Raw genomic sequence first — 13,405 nt, 5'->3', positions numbered from 1 at the left:
AATTCTTTTACAATTGTTTTACGCGGCTTTGACATCTCCTGCTCGGTTGGGTAGCAAGGTTGAAGGCATGAAGTTGCGTTTCAGGCAAGCGGCGGGAGCGGTCGCGGTCGCTTTCGTCGGCGTCGTTCCCACCGTGGCTTCCGGCTTGCCGGGGTCAATTGTGCCCGACCCCGGCTTCGCCATCTACACACTGGCGGGGCCAGTGGACCCGCGCATTCTAGCGCGGGGAACGGACGATTGGTCTCACGTCACGCTGTCGCCGGCACCCGTGATTTCCGACGCAGACATTCTAAACTACGACTTCAGCACACACACGCTGCGGCTGACACAAGAGGCGCGAGCCCGCTTGCCGCGCCCGCCGGTGTCAGGCACCCCATTCGTGGTGACCGCCGAAGGCGAGCCAATCTACCTGGGGGTGTTCGTGACGAGTGTTTCCTCGAAATCCTTTGCCGTGCCCAGCGTAATGGTGGATGCACACTTTCGCACGAACCAAAGCCCAAATGCAGTCGTGATTGACCGCGCCTACCCGACGGCAGATTTCGGCGCCGGGGATGTGGGCCTGGCATGGTCCTATGGGGGAACGAGCCAGGGCTGTTTATACTTCTACCCGTCGCGCGAGCGGGTGCGGATTCTCGGTGCGGAGGCGTTTGAGCGGATGCCGTGAATGACGCCCAACATCTTTCACCTCACCCGGGCAGAGCTCATGCGGGCGAGCAATGGGCAAACTCTCGTCTATGGTATTCCGCTTAAGCCTCTGCGAGCCAGCCTCGCAACACCCGCGCGCTGTCGCGCAGCGCCTTGATCAGCGCGCTGCGCGTCCTGGACTTCCCGCCGCCGCTCCAGTCGAACTCGATGTGCAGTGAGATGGGGGCGCGGCAGCCTGTTTGCCTGAGCAGCTTGAAGTAGCCCAACCCGCCGATGTCGCCCTGGCCAAACGGCACCCAGCGTCCGGCCCTGGTCACGTCCTTCACGTAGGCGACCTTGATGTGCGATTTGAGCTTGTCGAAGTGTCCGCGCCATTCGTTACCATGAACCACCAGCGCATGGCCGATGTCGAACGCCACCCCGACCTGCGCCGGGTCGAATTCCTTGACGATCTCATACATGTCCGCCAGGTCGCCTCCGACATAATTGCGGCCCGTCGGTGAGTGATTTTGGAGAATGGCCCCGAGGCCGACCGCCTTGTTCAGCGCCGCCAGGTCCTTGAGTTGGGCCTGGACCTCGCGCACCTGCTGGTCGGCGGGCACCTCCGGTTTCCGCAGCACAAATCCTAATCGGTAGAAGCGTACGCCGTGCTGCTTCGCCGTGCGCAGGATCTCTTCGGCATTGGGTGAGGACACCCCGGTAATCCCCGTCGTGAGCAAGGGCACCTGCAGGCTGTGCTTATTCAAGGCGGCCGCGTATTCCGGCAGGCGTGTCGCCGCCTGTTCCGGCAGAATCTCGCCGCCGGGCCGCACCGGGCAGTCTATGCCGTCTATCCCCGCCTCCGCCGTCAGCGCCGCCGCGTCATCGAAGTTCAGCTTGAGCGCCTGATAGATCTTGCTGAACACCACGATCGGCGGCGGCCAGGGCTCGGCGGTGAAACCTCGCTGAATCCAGGCGCCACAGAAGGCGGTGGTGGTTGCGGCCAGGGACGTTTGGGCGATGAATTCACGGCGTGAGATTGTGATCATGGGGCAGGTGGTTTGGTGCAGACGCCGTTTGGCTACATCGGGTCAAGCTTCACGTAGTCCAGGCCGAACATGTGGCTCTTAATGGCCTTGTCATTGGCGCCAACGATCTCGACTGTCAGCTTATGGTCTCCGGCCGCGAGTTCGAGCTCGCCCATTGCCAGTTCCCCGGTAGACCTGACCGCCTTGCGGTAAAGGTCAATCGGGCTGCCCAGCTTCTGGCCGTCGAGATGAAGCTGCACAATGCCGTAGTCCGGCGCCCGGGTGAGTTGCATGAGCATCCGGTACTTCCCCGTCTGCTGGAGCGGCAGGGCCAGCTCCAGCTTGTCCCCGGGTTTAGCTTGGATCCACCAGAGGTGAGCGTCGTTGCTCCAGGCTCCCTCGAATGCGGTCATGTCCTGTTCCTGGGTCTCACCGCCGCTCTTCGCGATAATCTTGAGCTTCTCCCCCTCGATTGCACCTTTGACCTTGTAGGTCTGCACCGGCCCCCAGTAGCCGAGGCGCTCGCGCAGCGGGAGCGGGCGGTAGGGATCATTGCCATCCGGGCCGAGATACCAGTAGGTCGTGCCCGCATACAGCGTGGGCCGGTCGTTCCGGTAGTACTTCTCGATGCAGCCCTCAAAGGACTTGTGGAAGGGGATGGCATCGGCGATCTGCCAGCGGTTAACGGAGATGTGACCGCGGTTGTTGCCATCGTTGCGGGTCTGGTTATGGTAGGCATTCTGGAACAACTGCGGGCAGCACCAGGCATAGCCAAAATAGTCTTCCGACCCGGTGCCGATGGTGGACGGGAACTTCTCCCCGTCCACGAAGAACTTCTCGTCTCCCTCGCCCCACCAGCTCCCGCGCGGGTTCCAGACGTGGAGCATGAGGCCGGCGAAGCGCCCCGCCCCTTCGGTCTTGAGGAAAGGCCAGTCAATCCAGCGCTCGGCCTCGCGCGGCAGGAAGGCATCCCGGTGCCACTTGGCGTGGAAGCGGCCGAGTTGAGCGATGGGTCGGGAGAGTTCGGCGTGTTGGAGCTCGACCTGCAGGGTGCGGGCGGTGGAACCATCGTTGACCAGTTCCACCCGGGCCTCCTTTTTGAAAGGCATGTACCAATTGCAATATAGCCAGCCGTCCTCCCCGGCCCCGAGCGGCAGGGAGCGATAGGCATTGAGGCCGGGCGCCGTGCCAAAGAAGTCGCCGAGCGGCGACCACACGCTGGGAGCGGACTCGCCGTCCCATTTGATCTGCAGGGCCAGTTCTCGCAGGGTGTCGAGATCCTCGGGCGCGGGGGCCGGGACCAGCCTGACCCGTAACCCCGTGATGGCGCGCGGGCCTTTGAGCTTCGCCACGGTGCTGGTGGTGACGGGGCCGGCCTTGATTCCCTTCGCAATCAGCTTCGCCCCGGGGTGCTCGCGACCGGCGCCAAACCGGCACTCACCCAGGATCGAGTTGGCTTGATCGAGCGCCGCCCGCTCCGCCGCCGACAGGTCCCGCCTGAACGCCGGCACCTGTGTGCCTTTGGGGAAGACGGTGTAAACGAACTGGTAATAGGCGCCCCAGCCGGGATCAGCCGTGATCTTGCAGGACTTCTGGAACGGGATGGGCGTGTAATTGTTCCAGCCCATGGCGACCGTGTGCACGAGGGCGGGGCAGGTAAAGGGCTCGTTCTTGCGATCAAAGTAGCCGACGAACGGCAGGTCCACCGCGGGTTCGGCCGCGCCGTCGAGATAAATCCGCACGTGCCCCTCTTTGGGTGTGGCGGACCAGATACGCCAGATGCAGCCTGGCCCTTCCATCTCGGCGAAGACGAGTTTGCCATCTTCCTTGCGGATGATGCCGTCCCCGTCGGCGTTGGCATCCCAGGCCACATATTTCCCGGTAGCCGCATCGTAGCGGCTGGCGCGGTCGTAGCTAGACCATTGGACGCACTTCTCACCTGGCATGGGCACCGTGGCCAGTTGCTCCAGGTCCGTGAGTCGCTTGACCAGGTCAACGTAAGTCAGCTGCTGTTGTGCAGCCCAGAGCGGCGCGCAGGTCAAGACCAGGCCGACCGTGAGGGCAAAGAGGGGATCATGGTTCCGGTTTCGCATATTGTCTGGATTAGCGCCCCCCGGATGTCCCGACGCCGTGGAGGGCCTCGACGCGGCTGAGCTTGGGCCAGCCGTAGCCGTAGAAGGCAATGAACACGAAGCAGATTAGGGGCACGATGAAGCCCCGGGACATGTTATAGTGGTCGGCTACCGCGCCCATGAGCTTGGGCAGGAGGGCACCGCCGACGATGCCCATGACGATGTAGGCCGAGGCGGCCTTGGCCCGCGCCCCCAGGCCAAAGATACCGAGGGCGAAGATAGTGGGGAAGGTGATGGACATGAAGAAGTAGCAGAGGAAGACGCACACTACCGACAGCCAGCCCAGCTTCAAGTAGATCAGGAAACAAAGCACGGCATTGATCACGCTGTAGAGACCGAGCATCTTGTGGGCGGAGATTTTGCGCAGCATGGCCGCGCCGGTGACCCGGCCCAGGAGGAAACAAAAGAAGCCAACCGACGCCAGTGTGGCGGCGAACTGGTTGCTCACGCCGAAGATGCCGTCCTGGAAGGCCAGTTCCTGCGGATACGCGTCGGCGAGCAGCAGCCGGTTGAGCCGCGGCAGGCTACGCGGCGGGGCATCGGGCCCGAGCAGGTGTCTGGTCTTGTCCTGCAAGGCGATGCCCTGGAATCGCTCCGGCGCATAGATGTTGGTCTTGAGGATGAGGCTGTTGAGATCCTGCATCATCGCCACGCGCGCCGCCGTGGTGCTGGCCGCACCTTCCTTGTAGCGGGCCAGTGTTTGAACCGTGGCATCGGAAAGCTGTGTGGCGAGAAAGACTGACATAGAATCAGCTTTGACGGTCAGTTTTGTCGCCAGGGAGGACACGTCTTTGAAGTCCGAACCCGCAAAGGCCGTTCGCACCTCGATCCATTTGCTGGTGCTCTCCTTGAACCAGGAGGAGGGCAGGGACGGCGGCTCCGAGGTCAGGTAATTGATCAGGAAGCTGAAGATGCCGCACTGGGCCGCGACATACAGGAACTGCGCCAGCGTGGCCCCGGAAAAGTGTTCGTGCGCCCAGACGCTGTGGTGGGAGAGGCGTTTGGTGACGCCGATCAGCCAGATAGCCGCGGCCAACAGGACCAGCCCGGCGGCGACCGTCAGCACGATCAGCACCGAGTTTTGCGCGCTCACGACCACGCTGGATGGGCGCGGAATGGCGGAGGCCAACCCCACCAGGCGCGGGCCAAGCTGCAGGCCATCGAACGTGAGCCAGAAGATGAAGATGAAGACGCCGATCAGCGCGGCCACATTCCCCAGCAGCAACGCATACGACAGCTTGCGGTTCACCTCCCGGGTCGCCGGGGCCGGGGCCGTGCCGGGACCTTTGTCGTCCAAATGATAATCGTCCTCAGCCTTCACATCGGGGACTGGGGCAAAGAAGAAGATGACCGCCAGGATGAGCACCCCCACCGCAACGCCCGCATATGGGATCCAAAGCGTCTGCGAACCGGTGCTTCGCCCGGCCGCATCCGTGCCATAAAAGAACATGCTGCCGGCGATCGGACCGAAGATCCAGCCGACGCCGTTGCAGGACTGAGCCGTATTGATGCGGGCGGCGGCGTAGCGCGAGGGGCCCAGCACCGTCGTGTAGGGGTTGGCCACCGTTTCCAGGAAGGTCAAGCCAGAGGCCACGACGCATACGCCGAGCAGGAAGGCCCAGAACGCCGCGATCTTGGATGCTGGAATGAACCAGAACCCGCCGACCGAGACCAACAACAGCCCGGCGATAATGCCGCCTTTGTAGCCCAGCCGCGTCGCGAGCCAGCCCGCGGGGATGGACATGAGGAAGTAGCCCATCCAGTGCGCAAACTGGACCCAGGCCGACTGCGACAAGCTGAGGTGCAGTTCCTCCTGGAAGTGCTTGTCCATCACGTCAATCATCCCGTTGCAGAATCCCCAGAGGAGGAACAGCGAGCTGACCAGACAGAAGGTGAATAGCACGTTCCTGCCATCTGGCAGGACGAACATGCCTTGTTTGACCGACTGCGTCATGGTCTTGCCGGCGGCGGCTGTGGTTTGATTACTGGTGTTCATCTTACCGATTCTTGAGTCCGGCTTTGATGTCGGCGATGGAGACGCCCAGCGTGGCGCGGGCGACGCCATCCAGCGCGGATTCCGGCCCGGTCAGGTGGATTGTCCGGTGGACGTGGGCGAGGCTCTTGCCGGGCGCCAGCGCGGCGGCTGGTGAAGAGGATTCCAGCTCGAAGAACGGGCCCATCGGCTTCTCGCCGGGCGCGGGCGGGCCGTCGTTGTAGCAGTTTGCGGCATCGCCGCTGTAGGGGTCATCCTGGATCTTCCAGAGCGAGTTGACGTAGTCGGTTACGCCTGCGGGCACTTTGTACTGCGCAATGGTCAGCACTTTGTTGTCCGCGTCGTAGCTGCCCAATACGCCCTTGCTACGCTTGGGGTTGATGCCGATCTTGCTGCGGTACTTGCCGTCGGCGGAGAAGTAGATCACGTCGTCCTTGACTACCAGGCGATCCGGCGGGATCTGGCCAAAGTAGTCCGACGTTACCTTTACGCCAAGCTTGGATTCAGGTCCGGCCTCGATAGGTACGACGATGGTGGCGGAAGGAGAAGGAGTAAACATGCCGAGAATCCAAATCGAGAGCAATCCTGTGTCCTTTTTCCACGCTTCCTCGCCGGCGTTGGTAATCCTGTTGTCGGATTCAAAGGCGACCAGGCTCACGCCGACGGAAGGCTTAACGCCCAGCTTCCGCCAGGCTGTTTTGGAGTTAAGCAGGCGGACTTCCCGGTTCACCGCCACCTTAAAGCGCGTGCCCGAGTAATTGGTCAGGTTGAATTGTGAGGCGAACACGGCCTTGTCCCTGGATTGGCGCAGGACTTTGAACGGCAGCGTATCAAAGGCGGCAGGCGTAAACCAGTCCGCAAATTCAAACTTCGTTCCCTGGGCGAAGAAGATCGAAAACTGCCCGGCCTCCGGCCCCATCCAGAAACGGTCTTCGCCGCCGAAAGCATTCATGTGGGGCAGCAGCTTGCCGGAGGCGATGAGCTCGCGGTTGATCCAGCCAAAGCTGAGGCCGGCGTCGGCCCCGGCGGTGCTGGTCATGACCCGGCCCTGCCAGGCGGGCACGATGGCCACTTTGGCAAGGCCCTTCGCATCGCTCAAGACGATGAGTTCCGTGTGGCGCTTCAGGAAGGTGGCGTCGTCCGCAAAAGTGGCGGCGCGAGCGCATTGGGTGAGGGGTGTGCCTAAGCTCATAACAACAATCGCGGCAGGGAGAAGATTGCGTAACATGAGCCGGAGCCTACGGATTCAAGCGGGATGGTGTCAAGGGCTGGGCGCGATTGATGGCCGGGCTGCTTCATACACGTGTCACGTGAACTTTTCCGCCTTGGCATCGGGGTGGCATCATAACGCGTGCTTTGCCAGGCGGGCGTGCTATACCGGGCAGAGACCATATGGCGAGCGGACTGCTAAAATGCGGCGTGTGCCTGCTGTTACTTGTGCCAACAGCGATTTCCCGGGAGGCTGTGCGGCGCGAACTCCAGGCAGGCGTGGCCGGCCACGCGTTCGATCACCTGGGGGCCATCGGCGACCAGGCTGAAGCGGCAGCGGCGAGCGGTGCGAGTGTTATTTACGTGACCGGATTGGGGGGCTTGGGCTACCTGGGGTTGCCACCGGCCGAGGAACTGGCGGTGCAGCGCAGGGCGACCGCTTCCTACCTCGACAACGCCCGGCGCCGGGGTATTCGTCTGGCGATCGGCTACGTCTGTGCCACCTCGATCGTTAAGTTGGAGGCTTTCGCCAGGAATTGGCCGCCGGAATTGCGCGCCCAGTTCGGCCAGCCGCCTGCAGAATGGAGGCAACAGGACCACGCCGGCAGTCCTTTGCCCTCGTGGTATGGAGGTGAATACCAGCCCGCCTGCATGAACAATCCCGACTGGCGGACTTACGAGAGATTCATGGTGCGCCAGCAATTGGAGGCGGGCTGCGATGGTGTCTTCTTTGATAATCCCACCGTTCATCCGCAAGGCTGCTATTGCTCTCATTGCCTGGAGAAATTTGCCCGGTTTCTCCGACGCGAGGGTGTGCTGCCTCGCATGGCGTCGCTTCCCAAGACCAATTCGCAAGTCGCCCTGCGCCAGCTGGCCCGGCGGCATTCCAACGCTTTTCTGCGCTTCCGCTGCACAATTGCCCGCGATTTTCTGGCCGACATGCGTGATTACGCTCGCTCCCTCAAGCGCAACGCGCTGATTACCGCAAACAACAGCCTTAACTCACCGGATGTCCTCTACTCCCAGTGCCGCAACTATGCTTACAACATCCACGAACTAAGCCGGGCGGAGGATTTCGTTGTCGTGGAGGATATGTCCAGCCAGCCGCGCACGCTGTCGGACGGCCGTGTAATGGAATACGGCCCAACCTACCGGCAGCTTCATGCCATTAGTCGTGGCAAACCAGTGGTAGCGGTCACCCTGGCCGAGGCGGATTATCATACTCCGCCCCATCTGGTGCGGCTTGCCATGGCCGAAGCGGCGGCCCATAACGCGTCCTATCTTTCCTGGCCGACATGGCCGGATAGAGAACGGGAGCGGATGATCTCGCTCATCCGGCCCCAGGCGGATTTTCTCCGGCGGAATGCCAGCCTGCTCAACGACACCCGCGCGCGGAGGGACTTGGTCCTCTTCTTGCCGTTCCGGAACTGGCTTGCCTCCGACCAGTGCCGTGCCTCCCGGTTGGCCGCTGCACTGACCGCCGCCAATCTGCAATTCGAGGTGGTGTGCGAAGACGACTTATGGAAGGCATTGCGTGGCACGAAGCTGCTGCTCGCACCTTCCATGGCTGATTTTACGACGAACGAATTAAGGCGGCTCAAAGGGTTCATCCGCGCGGGCGGCTCGATTGTGACGGCGGAGAAAGTGAATTGGCTCAAGGAAGTGCAGGCGGCGATTGGCGAGCCGGCGGTGGCTGTAAGCGCGCACAGCACGGTCCGCGCCGTGGTACGCGATCAGCCGCATCGCACCATCGTCCACCTGCTGAACCTCGATGTGCGCCGCCTATCCTCGTTCGAAGACACGGTGACACCCGTGGCTGATCTTCGGGTGGCGGTGCGTGTGCCGTTGAAGCAAGTGCGTTCAGTGGCTGCATTGACGGCCGATCCTGCCGCAACATCCGGTCCCTTGGAGTTTGCGCAGTCAGCGAAAGGCCGCTACAAGCTCGTGAACTTAACTATCCCGCGGCTCGAAATCGCAACCCTCCTTTTGATTGATTAGAATCCGGGTGGCGCCGTCCGCCCCCTGGGTCGCCGCATGCGCCGAACGCTGACTAACCGGCGCGGGTGACTCCGTTCAACGCACGATCTGCTCGTGCCACTCGTCGGTTCCGCGGAACCACTTGAGGAGATAGACTTTTTGAGGGACCCACTCGGCGTGGCCGTCGCAGAAGACCACGTTGCCGCCGTCGGCTCCATGATTGTCGCCGGGATCCGGGTAGTCCTCATTTTTGCGGCTCGGGTCGGTATAAGTGTAGTCTTTGTCGTCCGCGTCGTAGATGATCCAGATGTCCGACGGGCCGGCATGCTGTGCGAGGAAGTTGTATTGCGGGAAGCCGCCGGCGGAGTTGTTGAGGCGATAAGTGTAGCCGGCTATGAGCGACTGGGTCTTGCGGAGCATGGCACCAGCGACGCCGGAGGACTGCCGGGCATTTATCCAGCCGGCCACTTCGTAGCTGTGACCGTTAGTCCCGCTCTTGCCGGAGGCGTTGTTGATGAGGTCGTACAAGTACCTGGAGTTGCCGTGCAGGCGCTCCTGGTAGGGAGTCACGCCCGAATCGTTGGGAGTGTAGGGATCACTTGTGGTGGAGGTGACCCCGGCCGAGTAGGTGGTGCGCACGGAATTTCTGGTAGTAGGGCAGATGAAGGACTTCACGTTGGACACATACTGGGGGAAGAGCCAGTTCATGTCGTCATCAGTCCAATTGGCGGTGCCGCTCAGGGCGAGCTTCCGGTCTTCATCGGCGTACATCTGGCCGCCCAGGCCGATCTGCTTGCTGTTGTTGAGGCACGCGGCGCGTTGGGCACGAACCTTGGCTTTAGCGAGTGCCGGCAAGAGCAGCGCCGCCAGAATCGCAATGATGGCAATCACGACCAGCAGTTCAATGAGCGTAAAACCAGGAACCACCAGGCGGGATCCTCTTGCGTTGCGCGAATTCATGCCATCAAAACAGCAAGACCAGGGAGATTGCTGCATGGTGTATAGCACACGATTGAAGCAGGCGCAAGCAATGCCCCGGATCGCGCAAGGGATGTCCTTGCTGCGGAACCTAAACTAGGCTAGAAGAATGACTGCGGGCGCAATGCACGAGAATCAATACTTAGTGGGCCAACTCTCATTCAGCGGCGAGACAGTGGCGTTGTGGGTCGCCGTGGCGATTGCGGTTCTCTTCCTGGCAGTGCTGGTTCTCGACCGGGCAACGCGCCGCCGGCAGAGACGGAGACGACGCTATCGGCGGGAACCAGAGACCATCGGGGGGAAGCTGCGCAAGCCCTTCGGCAGCGCGCGGGCCATCTATGACGAACTGAGAAAGATGTTCCGCGACCGTTCCCGCCGGAGGCGGGGGCGTGGGCGACGGCCGCCGGCGGCATTGCGGTAGTCACTCAAGAACTTTCTCATAGTCATCCCGCGGAAGATTGGAAAAGCGGTTCAACACAGTTTTCCATTGATTGCCAACGATCACTTTCACCCCCACAGCCAGGTTGGCCAACCCAACTTCCCATTCGCGCACTGTCCAAAGTTTGGACAGTGGTGCAGGCTGCCTGCTTTCTCCAGTCCCCGCTGAACCCGGCACCTGCGGCTGGGCGATACGGTGGCGGCACGGTGGTGCTACGGTGTGTATCCCATGGGGAGCGCTCCCCATGGGATACACACCGTAGTCTGACCGCACTAGCAGGCCATTCTCCAGCCAGACGCAGGCCGACGCCAGCGTGCGACCACCTGAACGGCGCTGTCGCCCGTCTGGCTGGGGTAGGGACTTTTTCATCTTCCGCAGCAACGTCTGGTCAGCTAGAACATGGCGCCATGATACGCAAGCTTCTGCAACCCATCTTGTCGGTCGCACTGGGGCTTGCCGTAGGTCTGGTGGTGACGTGGACGGCGGGGGAAGATCCGTGGCGCGTCTTTAGAATTATAGCCGACGGAGCATTTGGGTCCGGCTACGACCTGGGCATGACCTTGTTTTACGCGACGCCACTCATCTTTACCGGCCTCTCGGTCGCGTTCGCGTTTAAGGCCGGGCTATTTAACATCGGCGCGGAAGGGCAACTCACTCTGGGGGCTTTAGCTGCCGCGGCGGTGGGCGCTATCTGGCCGGGGTTGTGGTCGCCACTGGCGCCGGTAGTGGCCGCCTTGGCGGCGATGCTCGCGGGGGCGCTGTGGGGCGCGATCCCCGGTTGGCTCCGTGCCCGGCGTGGCAGCCATGAGGTTATCAACACGATCATGCTCAATTTCATTGCGGCAGGTCTCGCGAGCTATGTCACGCTCTACCTGCTCAAGAACCCCGGCTCGCAAAACCCGGAGACGCGTCCTATCGGCGAAGGCTACTGGATTCACCAATTCGGCGTGTTTGGCGGCGCGCCGGTGAGCCTGGCACTCCCGCTGGCATTGGTGGCGGCATTCGTCGTATGGGTGTTGCTGTGGCGCACGGTGTTGGGGTTCGAGATGCGCGCCGTGGGCCAGAGTGAATCGGCGGCACGGGCGGCGGGGATTGACGCGGGAAAAGTCAGGATTATTGCGCTGTCGCTGGCGGGCGGACTGGCAGGGTTGGTGGGGGTGGGGGAAGTGCTGGGGAATGCGGGCAGGTTCCGGGTTGGGTTTTCGCCAGAGTTTGGGTTCATCGGTATTGCCGTGGCGTTGCTTGGGCGAAACCACCCGCTGGGGGTAGTCGCGGCGGCGCTGCTGTTTGGCGCGCTGCACAGAGGCGCGGCGGCGCTGGACCTTGAGACTGAGCGGGTTACGCAGGAGTTGTCGCTGGTTCTTCAGGCGTTGATTATTCTGTGCGTATCGGCAGAAGGCCTGTGGGACTGGATGAGAAGGCGGGAGCTGAACGTCGAGGGATCGAGGGGTTAATGAGTGAATCGGGCAGCCAGGTTACATGAGTTGTAAGGAACGATGACCCGGCAACTACTGGAATCTACGATGCGTGTTTCGACGCCGCTGATCTTCGCGGCGCTGGGCGGCATGTTCAGCGAGCGTTCAGGCGTTATAAACATCGCCTTGGAAGGGATGATGCTGATCGGGGCCTTCGGGGCGGCGGTGATAACCTATGTCACGCATTCACCCTGGCTGGGCTTGGGGGGTGGAATGGCGGCTGGGGCGCTGCTGGCTGCCGTTTTCGCGTTGTGTGTGATTTGGCTGCGCGCCAATCAGATCGTGGCGGGCACGGCGATCAACATGCTGGCGCTCGGCCTGACGCCGTTCGCCTGCAAAATTCTCTACGATGTGACCGGCCAGACACCGGCCATCCCCTTGGCCGAACGCTTTCAGTCCGCGCCGCTATTCCTGAGTTGGATCATGGTGGGGCTGTGCTGGCTCTGGCTGAAGTACATGCCCAGCGGGCTTTGGGTGAGCTTTGCCGGGGAGCATCCCGAGGCGTTGGACGCGGCGGGCATATGCGTCAACCGGGTGCGGTGGGCGGCGGTGTTGATGAGCGGCGCGCTGGCTGGGTTGGGCGGTGCTTCGCTCTCCGTGTACTTGTCCTCTTCCTTCTCGCGGGACATGACCGCTGGGCGCGGCTTCATGGCGCTGGCGGCGCTCATCTTTGGCAAATGGAGGCCGGTGCCGACGGCTTTGGCGTGCCTGCTCTTCGGCTTTGCCGAAGCGGTGCAGTTCCGGCTCCAGGGCGTGAGCCTCTGGGGCGGCAAACCTCTCCCCGTCCAATTCATCCAAATTCTCCCATACGTTATCACGATCCTTGTCCTGGCCGGCTTCGTAGGCCGCTCGCGTCCACCTAAAGCCGCGGGCACGGTGTTCCGCAGAGCCTAGCGCCGAAAGGCATTTCAGCGCCTGACATCGCCGCAGGGGCCGGGTAGAATGGCGGCTGCATGAATCTGGAACTGTTTGAACGGATGGAGGCAGCGGAGTTGCGGAGCTATATCGAGTTCTTTCTTAAGCACTACCGGGTGATGGACGCGTTCTGGTTCATCTTCCTGACGGAACGGTTCGGCCAACCGGCGGCGGAGGAAATCAACGAGCAGGTATGGGGCAAGGTCGGGGGCATGGCGGCGAAGGATTTGGTGGCGCGCTTTGGCATCCAGGAGAAGGGCTTGCGGGGATTCGTGCGAGTGTTGCGGTATTACCCGTGGAGCATTCTGATCGGCTACCAGATCGAAGAACGGCCGGAAGAGGTGGTCCTGTCGGTGCCGGTTTGCCCGGTTCAGGAAGCGCGGCTGAAGCGGGGTTTGAAGGAGTATGCGTGCCGGGCGATGCACGAGGCGGAATTCGTGAGCCTGGCCCAGGCGGTGGACCCGCGCCTGCGGGTGGAGTGCCGGTTCGCCCCGCCTGGGCCGCATCCGCCTGACATGCACTGCCAATGGCGCTTTTACTGCCAGGAACAAATCTGAGAGCCACTGGCTTCCTGCTCATCAGCGCCAGCACGGCCTTTGCCGAGACATAGGAAAGCCTATCAGCCAGCAGTTCAC

Annotated in this window: 11 protein-coding genes; 6 read left to right on the top strand and 5 right to left on the bottom strand. The window is 62.2% G+C overall.

The genetic code is table 11. From position 1 onward, the window contains the following. Nucleotides 1–67 precede the first annotated feature (67 nt). Nucleotides 68–664, top strand: coding sequence for a hypothetical protein (locus P5205_07785; GenBank protein ID HSA10258.1), 597 nt, complete (start codon nt 68–70; stop codon nt 662–664). Between the two features lie 82 nt (nt 665–746). Here P5205_07785 and P5205_07780 read toward each other — a convergent pair whose 3' ends face one another. The 4 genes from P5205_07780 to P5205_07765 are packed head-to-tail and all read right to left on the bottom strand — an operon-like array spanning nt 747 to nt 6,969. Further along, nucleotides 747–1,673 (bottom strand): sugar phosphate isomerase/epimerase family protein, encoded by a 927-nt coding sequence (locus tag P5205_07780; protein HSA10257.1) that lies wholly within the window; start codon nt 1,671–1,673, stop codon nt 747–749. 32 nt (nt 1,674–1,705) lie between these two features. Then, nucleotides 1,706–3,745, bottom strand: coding sequence for a DUF2961 domain-containing protein (locus P5205_07775; protein ID HSA10256.1), 2,040 nt, complete (start codon nt 3,743–3,745; stop codon nt 1,706–1,708). 10 nt (nt 3,746–3,755) lie between these two features. Further along, on the bottom strand, nt 3,756–5,780 hold the full coding sequence (locus P5205_07770) for an MFS transporter (GenBank protein ID HSA10255.1): 2,025 nt from the start codon (nt 5,778–5,780) through the stop codon (nt 3,756–3,758). Between the two features lies 1 nt (nt 5,781). Continuing rightward, nucleotides 5,782–6,969, bottom strand: coding sequence for a hypothetical protein (locus P5205_07765; GenBank protein ID HSA10254.1), 1,188 nt, complete (start codon nt 6,967–6,969; stop codon nt 5,782–5,784). 245 nt (nt 6,970–7,214) lie between these two features. On the opposite strand from P5205_07765, the gene P5205_07760 reads away from it, so the two are divergent. After that, nucleotides 7,215–8,984: a hypothetical protein gene (locus P5205_07760; GenBank protein ID HSA10253.1), complete on the top strand. Its 1,770-nt coding sequence runs from the start codon at nt 7,215–7,217 to the stop codon at nt 8,982–8,984. A 75-nt stretch (nt 8,985–9,059) separates the two neighbouring features. On the opposite strand, the gene P5205_07755 is transcribed toward P5205_07760, so the two are convergent. Continuing rightward, nucleotides 9,060–9,923 (bottom strand): prepilin-type N-terminal cleavage/methylation domain-containing protein, encoded by an 864-nt coding sequence (locus P5205_07755; protein HSA10252.1) that lies wholly within the window; start codon nt 9,921–9,923, stop codon nt 9,060–9,062. Nucleotides 9,924–10,065: 142 nt separating this feature from the next. Between P5205_07755 and P5205_07750 the strand changes: the two genes are divergently transcribed. The 4 genes from P5205_07750 to P5205_07735 all read left to right on the top strand — a co-directional run bounded on the left by P5205_07750 (nt 10,066) and on the right by P5205_07735 (nt 13,327). Then, entirely contained in the window at nt 10,066–10,362 is a 297-nt protein-coding gene (locus P5205_07750; protein ID HSA10251.1) for a hypothetical protein, read from the top strand. A gap of 425 nt (nt 10,363–10,787) precedes the next feature. After that, a complete protein-coding gene (locus tag P5205_07745; GenBank protein ID HSA10250.1) occupies nt 10,788–11,834 on the top strand; it encodes an ABC transporter permease in 1,047 nt (348 codons plus the stop codon). Between the two features lie 42 nt (nt 11,835–11,876). Next, complete coding sequence (locus P5205_07740) at nt 11,877–12,749, top strand: ABC transporter permease (GenBank protein ID HSA10249.1); 873 nt, start codon at nt 11,877–11,879, stop codon at nt 12,747–12,749. A gap of 59 nt (nt 12,750–12,808) precedes the next feature. Beyond that, nucleotides 12,809–13,327: a DUF6125 family protein gene (locus P5205_07735; protein ID HSA10248.1), complete on the top strand. Its 519-nt coding sequence runs from the start codon at nt 12,809–12,811 to the stop codon at nt 13,325–13,327. Nucleotides 13,328–13,405: the final 78 nt, after the last annotated feature.

It is taken from the genome of Candidatus Paceibacterota bacterium, from assembly GCA_035452965.1.
Lineage (GTDB): Bacteria > Verrucomicrobiota > Verrucomicrobiia > Limisphaerales > UBA8199 > UBA8199.
The sequence above is the reverse complement of the archived record's forward strand: the minus strand, read 5'-3'. Positions and strand labels throughout refer to the sequence as shown.